The sequence below is a fragment of the Pseudarthrobacter phenanthrenivorans genome (assembly GCF_036455295.1).
Lineage (GTDB): Bacteria > Actinomycetota > Actinomycetes > Actinomycetales > Micrococcaceae > Arthrobacter > Arthrobacter phenanthrenivorans_C.
In genome coordinates this window covers 103,348-122,796 of the sequence record NZ_JAYXNX010000005.1, presented here as the reverse complement: position 1 = coordinate 122,796, position 19,449 = coordinate 103,348, and the positions used below count along the sequence as shown (strand labels likewise).

Annotated in this window: 20 protein-coding genes; 19 read left to right on the top strand and 1 reads right to left on the bottom strand. The window is 66.4% G+C overall.

Annotation, left to right across the window (positions count from 1 at the left end; all coding sequences use genetic code 11):
- Positions 1–5: 5 nt before the first annotated feature.
- The 9 genes from ruvX (at position 6) to nusB (ending at position 7,716) form a co-directional block, all read left to right on the top strand.
- Positions 6–605: a Holliday junction resolvase RuvX gene (ruvX, locus tag VXJ37_RS08395; protein WP_331322587.1), complete on the top strand. Its 600-nt coding sequence runs from the start codon at positions 6–8 to the stop codon at positions 603–605.
- Entirely contained in the window at positions 602–2,314 is a 1,713-nt protein-coding gene (gene mltG, locus VXJ37_RS08390) for an endolytic transglycosylase MltG (protein ID WP_331322586.1), read from the top strand. The genes ruvX and mltG overlap by 4 nt, the downstream gene beginning before the upstream one ends.
- Entirely contained in the window at positions 2,311–3,171 is an 861-nt protein-coding gene (locus VXJ37_RS08385) for a shikimate dehydrogenase (RefSeq protein WP_331322585.1), read from the top strand. Before mltG ends, VXJ37_RS08385 begins: the two co-directional genes overlap by 4 nt.
- Positions 3,172–3,194: 23 nt before the next feature.
- Positions 3,195–4,394 carry a chorismate synthase gene (gene aroC / locus VXJ37_RS08380; RefSeq protein ID WP_331322753.1) on the top strand — a complete coding sequence of 400 codons (1,200 nt, stop codon included), beginning with the start codon at positions 3,195–3,197 and terminating at the stop codon, positions 4,392–4,394.
- Positions 4,394–4,963 (top strand): shikimate kinase, encoded by a 570-nt coding sequence (locus VXJ37_RS08375; RefSeq protein ID WP_331322584.1) that lies wholly within the window; start codon positions 4,394–4,396, stop codon positions 4,961–4,963. The genes aroC and VXJ37_RS08375 overlap by 1 nt, the downstream gene beginning before the upstream one ends.
- Positions 4,960–6,051: a 3-dehydroquinate synthase gene (gene aroB, locus VXJ37_RS08370; protein WP_331322583.1), complete on the top strand. Its 1,092-nt coding sequence runs from the start codon at positions 4,960–4,962 to the stop codon at positions 6,049–6,051. The genes VXJ37_RS08375 and aroB overlap by 4 nt, the downstream gene beginning before the upstream one ends.
- Positions 6,051–6,569 (top strand): tetratricopeptide repeat protein, encoded by a 519-nt coding sequence (locus VXJ37_RS08365; protein ID WP_331322582.1) that lies wholly within the window; start codon positions 6,051–6,053, stop codon positions 6,567–6,569. The genes aroB and VXJ37_RS08365 overlap by 1 nt, the downstream gene beginning before the upstream one ends.
- A 173-nt stretch (positions 6,570–6,742) precedes the next feature.
- A complete protein-coding gene (efp, locus tag VXJ37_RS08360; protein ID WP_141941547.1) occupies positions 6,743–7,306 on the top strand; it encodes an elongation factor P in 564 nt (187 codons plus the stop codon).
- The gene (gene nusB, locus VXJ37_RS08355) at positions 7,306–7,716 is read left to right on the top strand and encodes a transcription antitermination factor NusB (RefSeq protein ID WP_331322581.1); all 411 of its coding nucleotides are present in this window, start codon (positions 7,306–7,308) and stop codon (positions 7,714–7,716) included. Before efp ends, nusB begins: the two co-directional genes overlap by 1 nt.
- 68 nt (positions 7,717–7,784) lie before the next feature.
- Here nusB and VXJ37_RS08350 read toward each other — a convergent pair whose 3' ends face one another.
- Positions 7,785–9,062: a PrsW family intramembrane metalloprotease gene (locus VXJ37_RS08350; protein WP_331322580.1), complete on the bottom strand. Its 1,278-nt coding sequence runs from the start codon at positions 9,060–9,062 to the stop codon at positions 7,785–7,787.
- 174 nt (positions 9,063–9,236) lie between these two features.
- Between VXJ37_RS08350 and pyrR the strand changes: the two genes are divergently transcribed.
- The 10 genes from pyrR (at position 9,237) to rpoZ (ending at position 19,433) form a co-directional block, all read left to right on the top strand.
- A complete protein-coding gene (gene pyrR, locus VXJ37_RS08345) occupies positions 9,237–9,824 on the top strand; it encodes a bifunctional pyr operon transcriptional regulator/uracil phosphoribosyltransferase PyrR (protein ID WP_141941541.1) in 588 nt (195 codons plus the stop codon).
- Positions 9,821–10,849 carry an aspartate carbamoyltransferase catalytic subunit gene (locus tag VXJ37_RS08340; RefSeq protein ID WP_331322579.1) on the top strand — a complete coding sequence of 343 codons (1,029 nt, stop codon included), beginning with the start codon at positions 9,821–9,823 and terminating at the stop codon, positions 10,847–10,849. Before pyrR ends, VXJ37_RS08340 begins: the two co-directional genes overlap by 4 nt.
- On the top strand, positions 10,849–12,189 hold the full coding sequence (locus VXJ37_RS08335) for a dihydroorotase (RefSeq protein ID WP_331322578.1): 1,341 nt from the start codon (positions 10,849–10,851) through the stop codon (positions 12,187–12,189). The genes VXJ37_RS08340 and VXJ37_RS08335 overlap by 1 nt, the downstream gene beginning before the upstream one ends.
- Entirely contained in the window at positions 12,189–12,707 is a 519-nt protein-coding gene (locus VXJ37_RS08330) for a PH-like domain-containing protein (protein WP_331322577.1), read from the top strand. Before VXJ37_RS08335 ends, VXJ37_RS08330 begins: the two co-directional genes overlap by 1 nt.
- Positions 12,688–13,929 carry a glutamine-hydrolyzing carbamoyl-phosphate synthase small subunit gene (gene carA, locus VXJ37_RS08325; RefSeq protein ID WP_440589786.1) on the top strand — a complete coding sequence of 414 codons (1,242 nt, stop codon included), beginning with the start codon at positions 12,688–12,690 and terminating at the stop codon, positions 13,927–13,929. The genes VXJ37_RS08330 and carA overlap by 20 nt, the downstream gene beginning before the upstream one ends.
- Entirely contained in the window at positions 13,929–17,243 is a 3,315-nt protein-coding gene (gene carB, locus VXJ37_RS08320; protein WP_331322575.1) for a carbamoyl-phosphate synthase large subunit, read from the top strand. Before carA ends, carB begins: the two co-directional genes overlap by 1 nt.
- Entirely contained in the window at positions 17,236–18,093 is an 858-nt protein-coding gene (pyrF, locus tag VXJ37_RS08315) for an orotidine-5'-phosphate decarboxylase (RefSeq protein ID WP_331322574.1), read from the top strand. The genes carB and pyrF overlap by 8 nt, the downstream gene beginning before the upstream one ends.
- A 109-nt stretch (positions 18,094–18,202) precedes the next feature.
- Complete coding sequence (gene mihF / locus VXJ37_RS08310) at positions 18,203–18,520, top strand: integration host factor, actinobacterial type (RefSeq protein ID WP_331322752.1); 318 nt, start codon at positions 18,203–18,205, stop codon at positions 18,518–18,520.
- Positions 18,521–18,563: 43 nt separating this feature from the next.
- Positions 18,564–19,157 (top strand): guanylate kinase, encoded by a 594-nt coding sequence (gene gmk, locus VXJ37_RS08305; protein WP_331322573.1) that lies wholly within the window; start codon positions 18,564–18,566, stop codon positions 19,155–19,157.
- Between the two features lie 15 nt (positions 19,158–19,172).
- Positions 19,173–19,433 carry a DNA-directed RNA polymerase subunit omega gene (gene rpoZ, locus VXJ37_RS08300; RefSeq protein WP_003800778.1) on the top strand — a complete coding sequence of 87 codons (261 nt, stop codon included), beginning with the start codon at positions 19,173–19,175 and terminating at the stop codon, positions 19,431–19,433.
- Positions 19,434–19,449: the final 16 nt, after the last annotated feature.

Here is a 19,449-nt window from a genome sequence, read left to right as displayed (position 1 = left end):
CCGCCATGACCAATCCTGTTGCTGTTGGCGGCTGCCCCCAGGGCGTCAAACTGGGGGTGGACGTCGGCACGGTCCGGGTAGGGGTGGCGATCTGTGACCGGGACTCCATCCTTGCCACGCCCTACAAGACCCTGGACCGGAATCCCAAGAAGAACTCAGACGTGCGCGTCATTGCCAGGCTGGCGGAGGAACTCGGGGCGGTGCAGGTTTTTGTGGGACTGCCCCGGACCCTGAAGGGTGAAGAACACGCCTCTGCGAGGATGGCCACGGACTACGCCCAGTTGCTGGTTGCCGAGTTTTCCAGCCGCGGACTGGCAGTCCCGGTCAACCTGGTGGATGAGCGGCTGAGCAGTGTCACGGCCCACCGGAACCTCCACGAAGCTGGCATGAGCAGCAGGGACCACCGTAAAGTAGTTGATCAGGTCGCGGCGGCCGGTATTCTTCAGCACGCCATCGACATGCAGAAAGCCAGGGGAGCGGATGTCGGCTCACGCGTGACAGCGCCATCCCCGTCCGTGGACCTGGGGGCCGGGGGCCTGGACGAATCCGTCCGCGCCACCTCCGCAGACACGGCCCGATCTTCAGATAATGGAAGGCAACAGTGAGCCCTGCCAACATTGACGACACCTCCAGCCCGCTGGGCACGGGGGCAGCGAGGCCGCTGACCCGCAAGGAACTGCGGGCGCGGGAGAAGAGCCTTAATACCGCTGGCCAGGATGCCGTGCCCCCGCAGGCCTACGAGACGCTCGATGTTCCGCCGGCCCCCGAGGCCCCGCCCGCAGCCCCGTCCCCGGCAGCCGAATCCACCTACGCTCCGCTTCCCGGGGCCGGTGATGTTCCGGCGGCACCGGAAGTCCCGCCGTCCATTCAGGAAGAACAGCCTGACGCCGCTGCCACCGGCACTGGGGACGCTGCAGAATCCCTGCCGGTTGTCTCCGGGCACGACGACGGCGCACACCCCTTCGACGTCCTGCAGGACGCAAACGGGCCCCGGCTTGATGCTGCCCACCACGAGCCCGTCCCGCACCACGCTGCAGAGGCCCATGACGACGGCCTGCAGCATGGAGACAACCTGCACCACGATGACGGCCTGCAGCATGACGTCCCTGCGCACGACTTCCCGGATGAGGTGCACGGCGACCACGCATACGACGCGGCCGGCTACCACGACGACGCACACGAAGACGTCCCCCACCACGACGCGGTCCACGGACTGCTTCCGGCGGGGTCGGCAACGCAGGAAGTGAAACGGCCCTCGAAGAAGGTCCGCCGTCGCCGCCGCCTGTTGGCCCTTTTCCTGACGCTGGCTGTCTTCGTGACAGCAGTGGCCGTGGGTGCGCAGTTCCTCAAGCCCCTCCTCGGCGGCAGCAAGCCGTCGGATTTCCCAGGGCCTGGAACAGGAGAGGTCCAGGTGACGGTACAGAGCGGCGAAGGAACCCGGTCTGTTGCCACCGAACTGGAAAGCCAGCGCGTTGTTGCCAACGCGGATACCTTCCTGCAGGCGTTCCACGCTTCCGGTGGAACGCTGTCGCCGGGTGATTACACTTTCAAGACCGAGATGAAGAACGCCGACGCAGTGAATGTCCTGCTCGGCAAGGACAAGACCAAGGTCATTTACTTCGCCTTGAGCGCAGGCCTTCGTATCGGCGAGTCCCTGCAGGCCATTTCCGAGGGCTCCGGGATCTCAATGCAGCAGCTCCAGGCGTTGAGCAACCAGCCGGCACAGTTCGGCCTGCCCGCCAACGCCAAGAACCTCGAAGGCTACCTTGCGCCCGGCGAGTACCGCTTCCCCCTGGGAACGGCTCCCAAGGACATACTGCAGGCGCTGGTGAAAGCCACCACCGATGAACTGGTAGCGCAGGGTATTACCGACCCCGCCAAGCAGTATGAAGCCGTCACGGTGGCCAGCATCGTCCAGGCCGAGGGCGGCCAGGCAGACTACGGCGACGTGGCCGGCGCCATCTACAACAGGCTCAAGCCCAACGACCAGACCGGCGGCTTCCTGCAGGTCGACTCCACCGTCACCTACGGCCTGGGCACCAGGAGCTTCAACTTCACGGATGAGCAACGCAAGGACAAGTCGAACCCCTACAACACGTACGCGAACCCGGGCCTGCCACCGGGACCCATCGGGTCTCCCGGCAAGACCGCGATCGATGCAGCGGCCAAGCCCAAAGCCAATGACTACCTGTTCTGGGTGACCGTGAACCTGGACACCAAGGAAACCAAGTTCGCCAAGACGCTGGCTGAACACAACACCTACGTGGAGCAGTACAACGCGTGGTGCCAGGCCAACCCTGGCCGCTGCACATGAGCCTGCGTGCTGCCGTCCTGGGCCACCCGATCAGCCATTCAAAGTCCCCTGCGCTGCACCTGTCGGCTTACGGGCAGTTGGGGGCCGGCATCAGCTACACGGCGATCGACGTGACGGAGGAGCTGCTGCCGTCTTTCATGCGGCAGATCCGGAACCAGCCCGGGTGGCGGGGGCTGTCCGTCACCATGCCCTTGAAAACGGCAGTGCTCTCGCAGGTTGATGAGGTACGGGGCGTGGCCCGGACCCTTGGTGTGGTCAACACGGTCACTTTCGAGGACTCCGACGGCGGCGTGAGGACGGTGGGCTCCAACACGGACGTCACGGGCATCGTCAACGCGCTCCGCCATGCCGGCACTGCCGCAGCCCCATCCGCCGTTGTCCTGGGCGGGGGAGGGACTGCTGCCTCAGCCGTGGCTGCCCTGAAGGACATGGGAACCGGAACAGTGCAGGTGTTCGTCCGCGACGCGTCCCGGACGGGTGAGGTGCGCCGGGCTGCGGACAGCCTTGGTATCTCCCTGGAGATCCGCCCACTGGCCGGTGCCGCCCGCGCAACCGCGGAAGCCGACGTCGTGATTTCCACGCTGCCGCCCCGCGCGGCCGACGGACTCGCCGCGGAAATCGCGGCCCTGAAGACCACCACTCCCGGCGTGCTGCTGGACGTGGCGTACGACCCCTGGCCCAGCCTGATCGCCTCCGTCTGGCAGACCGGCGGCGGCCGCGTGGTGCCGGGCCTGGAAATGCTGCTGTACCAGGCCGTGGAGCAGGTACGGCTCTTCACCCGGCTCGGGGAAGACGTTAATGCAGCTGTCATAGATGTGATGTGTGACGCAGTCGGCCTTGCCCGGCGGGCGTTCTGACCGCCCTACGTGGCAGGATGGAAATTATGCGTTGGTTGACTGCCGGTGAATCCCATGGTCCGGCTCTGATGGGAATTATTGAGGGCGTCCCCGCCGGTGTGGAGATCACCAGCGGCCACATCGCAGACTCCCTCGCCCGCCGCCGCCTTGGCTACGGCCGCGGTGCGCGGATGAAGTTCGAGCAGGACGTGGTCACCATCCTCGGCGGCGTCCGGCACGGCCGCACGCAGGGCGGTCCTGTTGCCATCCAGGTGGGAAACACCGAGTGGCCCAAATGGGAGCAGATCATGTCCGCCGATCCTGTGGACGCCGAACTCCTCGCGGACCAGGCCCGCAACGCGCCGCTGACCCGTCCCCGCCCCGGGCACGCGGATTTCACCGGCATGCAGAAATACGGCTTTGACGAAGCCCGCCCGGTCCTGGAGCGCGCAAGTGCCCGGGAAACCGCCACCCGCGTTGCGCTGGGCACCGTGGCTGCGCAGTTCCTCAAGCACCTCGGCATCGAACTGGTCAGCCACACCGTTTCCATCGCCAGCGTGACCGTGCCGGAAGGCCGACCGCTGCCCGTGCCCGGGGACGTCATCGCCCTGGACACTGACCCTCTCCGCTGCTTCGACCGCGAAACCTCGGACGCCATGGTCGCCGAGGTGGACGCTGCGCACAAGGAAGGCGAAACGCTCGGCGGAGTGGTGGAAGTCCTGGCCTACGGACTCCCGCCCGGACTGGGCAGCTACGTGCACTGGGACCGCCGGCTGGACGCCAGGCTGGCCGCCGCACTCATGGGCATCCAGGCCATCAAGGGAGTGGAGGTCGGCGACGGCTTCCTCACCGCGGCCCGCCGTGGTTCTGCAGCGCACGACGAAATTGTGCGCGACGGCGAAGGCCGCATCGTGCGTGCCAGCAACCGCGCCGGCGGCATCGAAGGCGGCATGAGCATCGGCGATGTCCTCCGGGTCCGGGCCGCCATGAAGCCCATAGCCACCGTGCCCCGCGCTTTGCGGACCATCGACGTCAGCACCGGCGAGCCGGCCAAGGCGCACCACCAGCGGTCGGACGTCTGTGCCGTCCCGGCCGCCGGCGTGGTGGCCGAGGCCATGGTGGCCCTGGTCCTTGCCGAAGCCGTCATTGAGAAGTTCGGCGGTGACTCGGTGTCGGAGACCGCCCGCAACATCAAGGGTTACCTGGACAACATCCCGGCATCCCTGGACTCGATCGGCCAGTAGTGCTCCACCTCAGCAGTGCCGGCCCGTTCGGCAACCGTCCGATTGTGCTCATCGGCCCCATGGCCGTGGGCAAGTCGGCCATCGGCCAGCAGCTGGCACAACAGCTTGGCGTCCGGTTTGTGGATACGGACGCCGTCATCGTCGCGGGTCACGGATCGATTGCCGAAATCTTCGCGGGGCGCGGGGAGCACGCGTTCCGGGAAATTGAGGCCCGGACAGTAGCCGATGCAGTTGAGGAGGCCGACGGGACGCCCACCGTCATTTCCCTCGGCGGCGGCGCGGTACTCGACTCCGGAACCCAGCAGCTCATTGGCCGCTGCACCGTCGTGTACCTCGAATGCGATTCCGATACCGTGGCGGACAGGATTGCCCGGAACTCAGGCCGCCCGCTCCTTGCCGGCGACGCCATGGGCCGCTGGAAGGCCATGTTCGCCACCCGCAGGCCGGTCTACGAGAGGCTGGCCGACATCACCCTGGACGTCCGCCACGGTTCCATACCCGAACTCGGCGGCCGGCTGGAAGCAGCCCTGCGCCACCATGCAGCTGCCAAACAGGAAGTTGAAAAGTGAACACGCAATCATCAGTCATCAACGTCACCGGCGAGGGCGCCGGCAACAACTACGGCGTCGTCGTCGGCCGCGGCCTTCTTGGTGACCTTCCCGCCCTCCTCGGAGAGCGTGTCCGCCGGGTCCTGGTGATCCACCCCCGCGCCCTGCGCCTTACCGGCGACACCGTCCGTGATGAACTCGCAGAAGCCGGCTTCACGTCCCTGACTGCGGAAATCCCCGACGCCGAAGAAGGCAAGCACATCCAGGTGGCTGCCTTCTGCTGGCAGGTTCTGGGCCAGAACGACTTCACCCGCTCGGACGCGATCGTTGCCGTGGGCGGCGGGGCCGTCACGGACCTCGCCGGCTTTGTCGCCGCCACCTGGCTGCGGGGCGTCAAGGTGATCCACATGCCCACCAGCCTGCTCGGCATGGTTGATGCCTCCGTCGGGGGCAAGACCGGCATTAACACCGCCGAGGGAAAGAACCTCGTAGGTGCCTTCCACCCACCCGCTGCCGTCCTGGCGGACCTGGACACCCTGGACACCCTGCCGAAAAACGAGATCATTTCCGGCCTGGCGGAGGTCATCAAGTGCGGCTTCATCGCCGACCCCGCCATCCTGGACCTGGTGGAAAAGGACCCCGCCGCAGTGGTGGACCCCCGCTCAGACGCCCTTCGTGAACTGATCGAGCGGGCCATCGCCGTGAAGGCGAAAGTGGTTTCCGAGGACCTCAAAGAGTCCGGACTGCGGGAGATCCTGAATTACGGACACACCCTGGGCCACGCCATCGAGCTGGTGGAACGCTACTCGTGGCGCCACGGCGCGGCCGTCTCCGTGGGCATGATGTTCGCAGCCGAACTAGCGCGCAGCGTCGGGCGGCTCAGCGATGCCGACGCCGACAGGCACCGGCGCATCCTGGACGGCCTCGGCCTGCCGGTCACCTACCGGCGGGACCGGTGGCAGGGCCTGCTGGACGGGATGCGCCGCGACAAGAAGTCCCGCGGCGACCTCCTGCGCTTCGTCGTGCTGGACGGTATTGGAAAGCCGGGCATCCTTGACGTGCCGGACACCTCGCTGCTCTTTGCGGCCTACCAGGAAATTGCTTCCTGATGCAGGGCGACATGAGCGGCACCACCGACTGGCCCGAGGCCGGGTTCCCGGGAATCCGCATCAACCCGGACTCACTCCGGCCCCAGGTCGTCAACGAAGACGCCGTCCGGGAAGCCCTGGCGGCCTCAGCTGATCCTGCCGATCACATCTTCGTGCTGCTGGTGGAAGGGCACGCATCCGAGGCGGCTGAGCTGCTGGCCGAGGCACGGTTCAAGGACCCGGAGTCGTTCCGCTTGCGGGTGTTCGAAGCCGAGGTGCTGAGCGTCTCCCACCGCCTCGACCGCGCCATCGATTTGTTCCGCCAGCTCCTCGCGGAGGTGCACGGCACGCCCCGGGAAGCGCTGGCCCTCCAGTACCTGGGCAGGACGCAGTACGCGGCCGGACAAACATCGGCGGCGGTGGAGTCTTTCTCCAAAGCCCTGGACCTGAGGGTGGCTCAATCGGCCGACGCCGCCCAAATCTACTCTTCAACCGTCGCGCTCCAGCGGGCCCGGGACGTCCTGGATCTCGCCTGCTGAAGCGGCAGGCAGCGGCTGCGGAGAGGCTGCCCGCTATTTACCGGTAGAATGGTTGTGGAATTTTTGCATCCACGCGATTTTTGACAAACACGTGCAGGCGGGCCGTTGTGGCGTGCCCGCCCGGCATACAGCATCCGGCCCGCGCGGCCGGACAAAGAAACCAGAGGAACCCAGTGGCAACCACTAATGACATTAAGAACGGAACGGTCCTGAAGCTCGAGGGCCAGCTCTGGAACATCATCGAATTCCAGCACGTCAAGCCTGGCAAGGGCGGCGCCTTTGTGCGCACCAAGATGCGCAACGTGATGTCCGGCAAGGTTGTTGACAAAACCTTCAACGCCGGCCTCAAGATCGAGACTGCCACGGTGGACCGCCGCGATTACCAGTACCTGTACCAGGACGGCGCGGACTTCGTTTTCATGGACACCTCCGACTACGACCAGATCACGGTCTCCGGCGCCACCGTTGGCGACGCCACCAACTTCATGCTTGAAAACCAGATGGTCAACATCGCCATCCACGACGGCACCCCCCTTTACATCGAGCTGCCGCCGAGCGTTGTCCTGGAAATCACCTACACCGAGCCGGGCCTGCAGGGCGACCGCTCCTCGGCAGGCACCAAGCCGGCCACCCTGGAAACCGGCTACGAGATCCAGGTTCCGCTGTTCATCGAAAACAACACCAAGGTCAAGGTGGACACCCGCGACGGCAGCTACCTGGGCCGGGTCACTGAGTAGTGAGCGCCCGCGGTAAAGCCCGCAACAGGGCACTGGATGTTCTTTTCGAAGCGGAGCAGCGCTCTGTTTCGGCGTTCGACGTGCTCCGTGCACGCCGGGAAAAGACCGACCAGGTGGTCAACCCCTACACCCTGGAAATCGTCGAAGGCGTGCTGTCCCACCAGGCTGCAATCGATGAGTTCCTGGAGACCTACTCGCAGGGCTGGACCTTGGAGCGTATGCCGTCGGTAGACCGCATCATCCTGCGCATCGGCACCTGGGAACTTCTTTACAACGACGACGTCCCCGACGGCGTAGCCGTCAGCGAGGCAGTTGCGTTGGCAAAGTCGCTGTCCACCGACGAGTCGCCCCAGTTCATCAACGGCCTTCTTGGCCGCCTGCAGCAGCTGAAGCCTTCGCTGCTCGCGTAGGCTCCGCCTCAGGAACATGCAAAGGGCCCCGCCGTTGGCGGGGTCCTTTTGCGTTGCCGCGGAACAGTTCAGGCGGCCACAGCTGCCCGCAGGGAGAGGATCTGCTGTAGCTGCTGCCTTTCCTCCGCCTGGTGCAGCGGCACGTCGCGTCCACTCAGGATCCGCTGGCGGGTGTTGGCAAGCTGGGTGGCCGTCTTCACGAACTGCTTCATCTGCGGCTTCCTGCCTGAGCCCGCCGCCCATGCCAGGGCTGTGCGCCGCCCCGCCCGGGTGGCCAGGAGTTCCACCTCGGCGGGCGTGAACCACCCCGCCGCCGAGTATTCCAGCAGGCGCTGCCGGGTCAGGCGTTTCTCGGCAACCCGCAGGAAGATGATGCCGCCCACCGCCAGGAGGAATATCGGCACCTGGACCACGATGTAGTCCAGCACGAACCCCTGCCCCATGCTGTTCCACCGGTTGTGCAGGAACATGGCCGGCAGCAGCCCCACAAAGAAGGCCCCGATCGACGCGCCCGTGTGCAACCGCCTCGCGGCAAAGCCCATGACAAGGCCGGTGGTGCCGGTGAAAATCGCGTGGGCGAACGGGGACATGACGCCGCGGAGGAAGAAAATCTGGGCGAAGTCGCTGGCCGGGGACGCCGACTCCGCGACGGCCCGGCCAAAGTAGAGGATGTTTTCGGTGAACGCGAACCCGCCGGCGATGGTGAAGGCGAACACCACACCGTCCACCGGTCCATCGAATTGCCGCCGCGCCGCGAGCAGGAGGATCAGCAGGCCCAACGACTTGGCGAACTCCTCGACGATGGGGGCCTGCACGGTGGCCATGTAGGTCTGCAGGTCAGGTTCACCGCTGAACTGGAAGGCGATCACGAAGAACGGCTGGATGAGCAGGGTCACGGCAACGGATACCGCCGCGCCCCATATGAAAGCGAAAAACAGCAGCCGCTTGGGTTCCGGTTCCCACCGGTCGATGATGTGCACCGCCGCCAGGACCACCGTCAACGGAATGAGCGAGGCCAGGAAGCCAATCACGAACCCGGCGACGCCGGTGTTGGACAACAGGAACGGCACCACCAGGAAAAGGCTCAGGAAAGCCAGGATGCCACCGGCCACCGCCAGGCCCACCAGCCCGCTGCGCGTGCGGGATGCCTGCAGCACCGCCCCCTGCGCCTGCATCGGCACCACGGCAGCCAGCGGCTGGCCCTGGTGGCCCGGCGCGGCCTGGTAGTGCTGCGGCTGCACCTGTCCCATCCAGCTCGGGTTGGCCTGCCGGGGGACGGGGCCGCCCGGCCCGTGGTAAGGGTCGTCGGGCAGGCCGGGGGAAGGGTGCTGCGAATACATCGGCATAACCGACAGCCTAAGCTGGGCCTACCGCGCCACCAAGGACCCGCGTCCGGGGACCGGGTGTGATGAGCGCCGCGTTGTTCCGGGGCCGGGGCCCGGGGACCGTGTGGTAATTTTGAAAAGCAAACATTCCTTTTTTAATTCCGTCCTGTGAGGCGGGGAAAGGGGAGACGAGCGTTGACTTCTGTCACCAGCGCACCGGTTCCAGCCAGGGTCGTCCTGAGCCAGGCGGACATTGACCGGGCACTCACTCGTATCGCCCATGAGATCCTCGAAGCCAACAAGGGATCCCGGGACCTGGTCCTTTTGGGCATTCCCCGCCGCGGTTACCCGCTGGCTGTCCGGCTTGCCGAAAAAATTGCCGCCGCGGACAACACCGTTGACGCCGCAGCCATCGTGGGACAGCTTGACGTCACCATGTTCCGTGACGATCTCTCCCACCAGGGCACACGGCCGCCGTATCCCACCCGTCTGCCCCGCACCGGCATCGACAACAAAGTGGTGGTGCTCATCGACGACGTCCTCTACTCGGGACGCACCATCCGGGCTGCCCTCGACGCCCTCGTCGATCTGGGCCGACCCCGCATCGTCCGGCTGGCCGTCCTCATCGACCGCGGGCACCGGGAACTTCCCATCCGCGCCGACCACGTTGGCAAGAACCTGCCCACCGCTGCCTCCGAGAAGGTCCGGGTCCGGCTCGAAGAAACGGACATGTCCGACGCCGGCGTCCCCGTCAATGAAGTCGTGATCGAGGGCGGCGCATGAAGCACCTTCTGTCCACGGAGGACCTCAGCCTTTCGAACGCCATCCGCATCCTCGACACCGCCGAGGAAATGTCGGCCGTGGGGGAGCGGGAAGTGAAGAAACTCCCGGCCCTGCGCGGACGCACCGTGGTCAACCTCTTCTTCGAGGACTCCACCCGCACCCGCATTTCCTTCGAAGCCGCAGCCAAGCGGCTCTCGGCGGACGTCATCAACTTCGCCGCCAAGGGATCATCCGTCTCCAAGGGCGAATCCCTCAAGGACACGGCCCAAACGCTGTCCGCCATGGGTGCGGACGCCGTCGTCATCCGCCACTGGGCGTCAGGCGCACCCCACCGGCTCGCCGCGACCGACTGGATCGACGCAGCCGTCATCAACGCAGGCGACGGCACCCACGAACACCCCACCCAGGCCCTGCTCGATGCCTTCACCATGCGCCGGCACTGGGCCCGCCTCGCGGGCACCGGCTCCGAAGGGGCAGACCTCAAAGGCATGCGGGTGGCCATCGCAGGCGACGTTCTGCACTCCCGTGTGGCGCGTTCGAACGTCTGGCTGCTCCGCACCCTCGGCGCGGAAGTCACCCTGGTGGCCCCGCCCACTCTGCTGCCCGTCGGCGTCGAAAAATGGCCCTGCAGCGTCAGCTACGACCTGGACCAGACGCTCGCAAACGGCGTCGACGCCATGATGATGCTCCGCGTGCAGGGCGAACGGATGAACGCCTCCTTCTTCCCCAGCACCCGGGAATACTCGCGCCGGTGGGGCTTTGACGACAACCGCCTCCGTGCCCTGGATGACCTTGGCATGACGGATACGATCATCATGCACCCCGGGCCCATGAACCGAGGCCTGGAAATCAGTGCCGCCGCCGCGGACTCGCCGCGGTCCACCGTCCTGGCGCAGGTCCGCAACGGCGTGTCCGTGCGGATGGCCGCGCTGTACCTGCTGCTCTCCGGTGACACCCGGGAACCAGCCGCCCACCGGGCACCGGCCTACGCTGCCGCCGCCCCTTCCACCAAGGAGAGCATCTGATGGCAGCCAACACCGGAACCTACCTCATCCAGGGCGCCGCCATCCTCGGCGGCGAGCCCGCAGACCTGCTGGTCCGCGACGGTATCATCGCCGAGATCGGCAGTGGCCTATCCGCCGACGGCGCCACCGTTATCGACGCCACCGGCCTGGTGGCACTGCCCGGCATGGTGGACGTGCACACGCACCTCCGCGAACCCGGCCGCGAGGACGCCGAAACCGTGGAGACCGGAACGCGTGCGGCTGCGCTCGGCGGTTACACCGCCGTGCACGCCATGGCCAACAGCACGCCCGTTGCCGACACCGCAGGCGTCGTGGAGCAGGTCTACACCCTGGGCCGTGCGGCCGGCTGGGTGGACGTCCGCCCGGTGGGCGCTGTAACCGTCGGCCTCGCAGGAGAGCAGCTGGCAGAGCTCGGCGCCATGGCCGATTCCCGTGCCCGGGTGCGGATGTTTTCCGACGACGGCATCTGCGTCCATGACCCCGTCCTGATGCGCCGCGCCCTGGAGTACGTCAAGGCGTTCGACGGCGTCGTGGCCCAGCACGCCCAGGAACCCCGCCTGACCGCCGGGGCACAGATGAACGAAGGCGACGTCTCCGCCGTGCTGGGCCTCACCGGCTGGCCTGCGGTGGCCGAGGAAAGCATCATTGCCCGCGACGTCCTGCTGGCCCGGCACGTGGGCTCCCGCCTGCACGTGTGCCACGTGTCCACCGCAGGCTCGGTGGAAATCATCCGTTGGGCCAAGGAACGCGGCATCGACGTCACGGCCGAGGTCACCCCGCACCACCTGCTCCTCACCGATGACCTGGTCCGCAGCTACGACCCCGTCTTCAAGGTCAACCCGCCGCTGCGCACCGACGCCGACGTCCAGGCACTGCGCGCCGGCCTGGCAGACGGCACCATCGACGTGGTGGGCACAGACCACGCCCCGCACCCCAGCGAGCACAAGGAATGCGAGTGGGCGCAGGCAGCCATGGGCATGACGGGCCTGGAAACAGCACTCTCCGTGGTCCAGCACGCCATGATCGACACCGGCCTGATGACATGGGCCGACTTCGCCAGGGTGACGTCCACCGCGGCGGCGAAGATTGGCCGGCTCAGCGACCAGGGCAGGCCCATCGAGGCAGGCGAACCCGCCAACCTCATCCTGGTTGATCCGGCGGCACGCTGGACGGTGGACCCGTTCCAGATGGCCACCATGGGGCGCAACTCCCCGTTCAAGGGCAGGGAACTTCCGGGCAAGGTCGTGGCCACCTTCTTCAGGGGGCACCCCACCGTACTCGGCGGCGTCCTCAACACGCCCCACCCCGAAGCCGCCGCAACCCCGGCGGGCGCGGCCTGATGGACAAGATCCTTCCCGGCCTTGCCATGCTGGCGGTTGTCGCCGTCGTCTTTGTCCTTCTCGCCGTGGGGTGGCGCAACCGCCTGAAGCGCCAGTCCGACGTCGAGCAGCTGCCCCAGGTGCCCGGCGCACCGGGGGAGCCCATCGCAGTCGCCGAGGGCCAGTATGTGGCCACCACCACCGCAGGCGACTGGCTTGACCGGATCGCGGTTCACGGGCTGGGCATCCGCACCAATTCCAGCCTCGCCGTGTACCCGCACGGCGTCCTTTACGAAAGAGCCGGGGCGCCCGCCCTGTACATCCCGGCGGCGTCCCTCACCGGCGTACGCCAGGACAGCGGCATGGCGGGTAAGTTCGTAGAAAAGGATGGCCTGCTGGTGCTTGCCTGGACACTTGGCAGGCACGAGCTGGACACCGGCTTCCGGACACGCCGCGCCGCGGACAAGGATGTGCTGTACCAAGCCCTTCAGGATTTGATTTCGTCAGCCCCAGCGGCTGGTGCCACCAGTGGAAAGTAAGACAGTGAAAGCGAATACATTGACAGCAACCACCTCCGCTCCGGCAGCGCTAGTTCTCGAAGACGGGCGCATTTTCCGCGGCACCAGCTACGGCGCCACCGGCACCGCCCTGGGCGAGGCCGTCTTTGCCACCGGCATGACCGGCTACCAGGAAACCATCACCGACCCGTCCTATGCCCGCCAGCTGGTGGTGCAGACGGCCCCGCACATCGGCAACACCGGCGTGAACAATGAGGATGCCGAGTCCCGGCGCATCTGGGTGGCCGGCTACATCGTCCGCGACGCTGCGCGGCGGCCCTCCAACTGGCGGTCCGAGCGATCGCTGGACGAGGAACTGGTGGCCCAGGGCATCGTCGGCATCCAGGGCGTGGACACCCGCGCCATCACCCGCCACCTGCGCGAGCACAAGACCATGCGCGCCGGCATCTTCTCCGGCGAGGCTGCCGAGGCCTCGGACAAGGAACTGCTCGACGCCGTCCTCGCCAGCGCCCCCATGGAGGGTTCGCGCCTGGCCGAGGAAGTCAGCGTCGACGAAGCCTACGTGGTGGAACCGAAGGACCACGGCTGGGAAGATGAACCCCGCTTCACCATCGCGGCGATCGACCTCGGCATCAAATCCATGACCCCCATCCGTTTCGCGGAGCGAGGGGTACGCGTCCACGTACTTCCCGCCAGCGCCACCCTGGAGGACGTCAAGGCCGTCAACCCGGACGGCTTCTTCATGTCCAACGGCCCGGGTGACCCCGCCACCGCCGACGCCCAGGTGAAGCTGCTGCGCTCCGTCCTGGACGAGAAGCTCCCCTACTTCGGCATCTGCTTCGGCAACCAGATCCTCGGCCGCGCTCTCGGCTTTGGCACCTACAAGCTGCGCTACGGCCACCGGGGCATCAACCAGCCGGTCATGGACCGGCGCACCGGCAAGGTGGAGATCACCTCCCAGAACCACGGCTTTGCCGTGGACGCACCGCTCGACGGCGCCACCGAGGCTCCGGAGGCGCGTTACGGGCGGGTGGAAGTGAGCCACATCAGCCTGAACGACGACGTCGTGGAAGGCCTCGCCTGCCTGGACATCCCGGCCTTCTCCGTGCAGTACCACCCGGAAGCAGCGGCGGGCCCGCACGACGCCGCCTACCTGTTCGACCGCTTCATTGACCTGATGGCGGACACGAAGAACGCTGACACCAACACCGCCACCGACAACAAGACCGAGGACAAGAAGTAATGCCGAAACGTACCGACCTCAAGAGCGTCCTCGTCATTGGTTCCGGCCCGATCGTCATCGGCCAGGCCGCCGAATTCGACTACTCCGGCACGCAGGCACTGCGGGTCCTCAAAGAGGAGGGCCTGCGCGTCATCCTCGTGAACTCCAACCCGGCCACCATCATGACCGACCCCGAGTTCGCCGATGCCACCTACGTGGAGCCCATCACCCCCGAGGTGGTGGAGAAGATCATCGCCAAGGAGCGCCCCGACGCCGTGCTGCCCACCCTGGGTGGCCAGACTGCGCTGAACACCGCCATCGCTTTGGACAAGAACGGTGTACTGGAGAAGTACAACGTGGAGCTGATCGGCGCCAACATCGCCGCCATCGAGCTCGGTGAGGACCGCGAGAAGTTCAAGGGCGTCGTGGAACGCTGTGGCGCCGAATCCGCACGCAGCCACATCATCCACACCATGGACGAGGCACTCACGGCCGCCGTCGACCTGGGCTACCCGATGGTGGTCCGCCCCTCCTTCACCATGGGCGGACTGGGCTCCGGCCTGGCCTACAACGAGCAGGACCTGCGCCGCATCGTTGGACAAGGCCTGCAGTACAGCCCCACCAGCGAGGTATTGCTCGAAGAGAGCATCCTGGGCTGGAAGGAATACGAGCTCGAGATGATGCGGGACAAGAACGACAACGTGGTTGTCGTCTGCTCCATCGAAAACTTCGATCCCGTGGGCGTACACACCGGAGACTCCATCACCGTTGCCCCGGCCCTGACCCTGACGGACCGCGAGTACCAGAAGCTGCGCGACGTGGCCATTGCCGTCATCCGCGAGGTGGGCGTGGATACGGGCGGCTGCAACATCCAGTTCGCCATCGATCCCAAGACCGGCCGCGTGGTGGTCATCGAGATGAACCCGCGTGTTTCCCGTTCATCCGCTCTGGCTTCCAAGGCCACCGGCTTCGCCATCGCCAAGATCGCCACCAAGCTCTCCCTGGGCTACACCCTGGACGAGATCCCCAACGACATCACCCAGAAGACCCCCGCGTCCTTCGAACCCACCCTGGACTACGTAGTGGTCAAGGTACCCCGCTTCGCATTCGAGAAGTTCCCGGCGGCGGACGACACCCTCACCACCACCATGAAGTCTGTGGGCGAGGCCATGGCCATGGGCCGCAACTTCACCGAAGCCCTGCAGAAGGCCCTGCGTTCCCTGGAACAGAAGGGCTCGCAGCTGGACTTCAGCTCCGTCCCCGAATACGAAGTGGCGGAGCTCATTGAAAAGGCCAAGCGCCCCACCACCGGGCGCCTCCACCAGGTCCAGCGCGCCCTCCTGGGCGGCGCCACCGTCGAGCAGCTCTTCGAAGCCACCAAGATCGATCCCTGGTTCCTTGACCAGCTCCAGCTGCTCAACGAGATCTCCCAAGAAATCCGCCAGGCGGGCGCTCTCACGGCCGACATGCTCAAGCGCGCCAAGCGCCACGGCTTCTCTGACGAGCAGATCGGCGCCCTGACGCACAACTCCGAGGCCGTGGTCCGCGGTGTGCGGCAGGCCCTTGGAATCCGTCCGGTGTACAAGACCGTGGACACCTGCGCCGCCGAATTCGCCGCGTACACGCCGTACCACTACTCGGCCTATGACGAGGAGGACGAGGTTGCGCTGCACTCCAAGCCGTCCATCCTGATCCTCGGTTCCGGTCCCAACCGCATCGGCCAGGGCATCGAGTTCGACTACTCCTGCGTCCACGCCTCCATGGCGCTGCGCAAGGCCGGCTACGAAACCGTCATGGTCAACTGCAACCCGGAAACCGTCTCCACGGACTATGACGTCTCCACCCGCCTGTACTTCGAGCCGCTCACGCTTGAGGACGTCCTGGAGGTCATCGCCGCAGAGGAACGCACCGGCGGCGTCATGGGCGTGTTCGTCCAGCTCGGCGGCCAGACCCCGCTGAAGCTGGCCCAGCAGCTGGCCGACGCCGGCGTGCCCATCCTGGGCACCTCCCCGGAAGCCATCGACCTCGCCGAGCACCGCGGTGCCTTCTCCCGCGTGCTGGACAAGGCCGGCCTGGTCTCACCGAAGAACGGCACCGCCGTCTCCTTCGAGGACGCCAAGAGCATCGCCGACGAGATTGGCTACCCGGTCCTGGTCCGCCCGTCCTACGTGCTGGGCGGCCGCGGCATGGAAATCGTCTACGACGAACCCAACCTCTCCCGCTACATCGCCAACGCCACCGAAATCACCCCGGACCACCCGGTGCTGATCGACCGCTTCCTGGAGGACGCCGTCGAAATCGACGTCGACGCCCTCTTCGACGGCACCGATCTGTACCTGGGCGGCATCATGGAGCACATCGAGGAAGCCGGCATCCACTCCGGCGACTCCGCCTGCGTCCTGCCGCCCATCACCCTGGGGAGCAACGTCGTCGAACGCGTCCGCGTGGCAACCCGTGCCATCGCTGAAGGCGTGGGCGTGCGCGGCCTCATCAACATCCAGTTCGCGCTGGCCTCCGACGTCCTGTACGTCCTGGAAGCCAACCCGCGTGCTTCCCGGACCGTGCCGTTCGTGTCCAAGGCCACCGGGGTCCAAATGGCCAAAGCAGCTGCCTTGATCGGCACCGGCGTGACCATCAACCAGCTCCGCAGCGCCTACAAGATGCTGCCGGAAGTTGGCGACGGATCAAGCCTGCCGCTGGACGCCCCCGTGGCCGTCAAGGAAGCCGTGCTGCCGTTCAGCCGGTTCCGCACCCTTGAAGGCAAGGTGGTGGACTCCCTTCTCGGCCCCGAGATGCGCTCCACTGGCGAGGTCATGGGCATCGACAAGCACTTCGACACCGCTTTCGCCAAGAGCCAGGCCGGTGCCAACAACGCGCTGCCCACCGAGGGCAAGGTGTTCGTCTCCGTGGCCAACCGGGACAAGCGCTCGGTGATCATGGGCGTCAAGCGGCTCTCCGACCTCGGCTTCGAGATCGTCTCCACCGGGGGCACCGCCGATGTCCTGCGCCGCAACGGCATCCAGGCCACCCCGGTGCGCAAGGTGGCCGAGGGCAGCAGCGCTGAAGGTGAGGGCACCATCGCGGACCTGATTGTGGCCGGCGAGATCGACATGGTCTTCAACACCCCGTCCGGCGGCGAAGCCCGCAGCGACGGCTACGAACTCCGTGCCGCGGCAACGTCCATCGGCATCCCGTGCATCACCACGGTGGCCGAGTTCAACGCCGCCGTCCAGGCCATCGAGGCCATGCGCACCTACGAGTGGTCCGTCACCAGCCTGCAGGAGCACGCCGCAGCGCTTGCGGAGTCGCAGAAGGCGGCCCTGCAGCATGCCTGAGCAGGTACCTGCCGCAGGCCGGGAGTCCTTTGGCTCCCGGCTCGGTGCCGCCATGGCGGCCCGCGGGCCGCTGTGCGTGGGCATTGATCCGCATCCGGCCCTGCTGCATGCCTGGGGACTGGACGACGACGCCGCGGGGCTTCGGCGTTTCTCGCTGACGGTCCTTGAGGCGGTGGCTTCGCTCGCGGCCGCGGTGAAGCCCCAGGTGGCACTTTATGAACGCCACGGTTCGGCCGGCATGGCTGTGCTGGAGGAAGTCCTGGCCACGGCCCGGGACTTGTCCGTGCTTACGATTGCTGACGCAAAGCGCGGCGACATCGGTTCCACCATGGCCGCCTACGCGGACGCCTGGCTCCGCGACGGGTCCCCGCTGGCAGCCGACTCGGTCACGCTGAGCCCTTACCTCGGCTTTGAGTCCCTGCGCCCCGCGCTGGACCTCGCGGCCGACACCGGGCGTGGCGTGTTCGTGCTGGCGCTGACATCGAACCCCGAGGGAGCTTCGGTCCAGCACGTGGGCGGAACAGATTCCGTGGCACGCAGGATCACGGAATCGGCTGCGGCGGAGAACGCCCGGTACGCGGGCAGCCTCGGTTCCGTGGGCCTGGTTGTCGGCGCCACCGTCGGCAGCGCATTGACGGACCTGGAGCTGGACCTGGCTTCCGTCCGCGGACCCATCCTGGCCCCCGGGCTCGGGGCCCAGGGGGCAACTCCGGCGGACCTTCGGGCCACCTTCGGCGCTGCCTATCCGCTGGTCCTGGGAACCTCGAGCCGCGACATCCTGTCGGCGGGACCGCAGGTCAGCGGACTGCGGGAAGCAGCGCTGCGAACCCTGGACGGGTTGCGGGGATAGCGTGCAATTGCCCGAATGCATTGATTCGGGCTGCACCAGAGGGTAGTTTCAGGACAGGTCCAAGGGCGGCCGCCCTTGGATGAATCCGCCGACTTCGGGGGTGTCCGTGATGGTCCTGCGACCCTTATCTGCGTCTGAACGGGCCGATGCGCTGGGCAAGGCTGCGGCGGCCAGGGCAACCCGGGCCGCCGCCAAGGAAAGCCTGCGGAATGGGGACAGGACCGCCGCTGACATCATCAGCTCCGCGGTGGAGGACGACGCTCTGGCCCGCATGAGGGTTTCGGAACTGCTCGAAGCCCTTCCGGGCATCGGCAAGGTGCGGGCCGCCGCCATTATGCAGCAGTTGGGAATTGCTGCCTCCCGCCGGGTCCGGGGCCTGGGCGTCCACCAGCGCCGGGCGCTGGTAGATTTTATAGACGAGCATTGAGGCAGGCGGCGCCTGTCTTCCCCCAACTGCGCAAAAGGAATACGTGAGCAAGAAACCTGGACTGACAGTCCTCGCAGGTCCGACGGCTGTTGGCAAAGGCACCGTGTCCACCTACATCCGTGACAACTACCCCGAGGTTTGGCTTTCCGTTTCAGCCACCACGCGGGCGCCCCGGCCCGGGGAAATGGACGGGGTCCACTACTTCTTCAAGACCAAGGACGAGTTCGAGCAGCTCATTGCCGAGGGCGAACTGCTGGAATGGGCTGTGGTCCACGGGCAGAACACCTACGGCACCCTCAAGAGCACGGTGAACCGGGCCATTGCCGAGGGCCGTTCCGTCCTGCTGGAGATCGACCTGCAAGGCGCCCGGCAGGTCAAGGCCGCCGTTCCTGACGCCCAGTTCGTGTTCCTGGCACCGCCCAGCTGGGATGAGATGGTCCGCCGGCTGGTGGGCCGGGGCACCGAAACCCCCGAGGAACAGCAGCGACGCCTGGAAACCGCTAAACTGGAACTTGCTGCTGAACCGGAGTTCGACCATACCGTCATAAATGACGACGTCCGCCGGGCAGCGGACGAGCTTGTTTCACTCATGGGGCTGACACCGCATCCACACCTGCCGGAACCGTCAGCCCGCTAGGAATTTGGAGAATCCGTGTCCACGAACCTTGAAGGCATCATCAACCCGCCGATCGACTCGCTGCTCGAAGCTGCCGACTCCAAGTACGGCCTGGTGATCTTCGGTGCCAAGCGCGCTCGTCAGATCAACGCCTACTACGCCCAGCTGCACGAGGGCCTCTTTGAATACGTCGGGCCCCTGGTCGACACCAAGCTGAACGAAAAGTCGCTCTCCATCGCCCTGCGCGAGATCAACGAAGGCAAGCTGGTTTCCACGCCGATCGAAGCCGCAGAGTAACTGCAGCCGACTGATC

Excerpts from the sequence above, each read along its gene's own strand:
- VXJ37_RS08340 (WP_331322579.1), top strand. The coding sequence starts at position 9,821 with ATGAAGCACCTTCTGTCCACGGAGGACCTCAGCCTTTCGAACGCCATC.
- VXJ37_RS08350 (WP_331322580.1), bottom strand. The coding sequence starts at position 9,062 with ATGCCGATGTATTCGCAGCACCCTTCCCCCGGCCTGCCCGACGACCCT.
- carB (WP_331322575.1), top strand. The coding sequence starts at position 13,929 with ATGCCGAAACGTACCGACCTCAAGAGCGTCCTCGTCATTGGTTCCGGC.
- VXJ37_RS08335 (WP_331322578.1), top strand. The coding sequence starts at position 10,849 with ATGGCAGCCAACACCGGAACCTACCTCATCCAGGGCGCCGCCATCCTC.
- VXJ37_RS08365 (WP_331322582.1), top strand. The coding sequence starts at position 6,051 with ATGCAGGGCGACATGAGCGGCACCACCGACTGGCCCGAGGCCGGGTTC.
- mihF (WP_331322752.1), top strand. The coding sequence starts at position 18,203 with ATGGTCCTGCGACCCTTATCTGCGTCTGAACGGGCCGATGCGCTGGGC.
- VXJ37_RS08385 (WP_331322585.1), top strand. The coding sequence starts at position 2,311 with ATGAGCCTGCGTGCTGCCGTCCTGGGCCACCCGATCAGCCATTCAAAG.
- pyrF (WP_331322574.1), top strand. The coding sequence starts at position 17,236 with ATGCCTGAGCAGGTACCTGCCGCAGGCCGGGAGTCCTTTGGCTCCCGG.
- ruvX (WP_331322587.1), top strand. The coding sequence starts at position 6 with ATGACCAATCCTGTTGCTGTTGGCGGCTGCCCCCAGGGCGTCAAACTG.
- VXJ37_RS08330 (WP_331322577.1), top strand. The coding sequence starts at position 12,189 with ATGGACAAGATCCTTCCCGGCCTTGCCATGCTGGCGGTTGTCGCCGTC.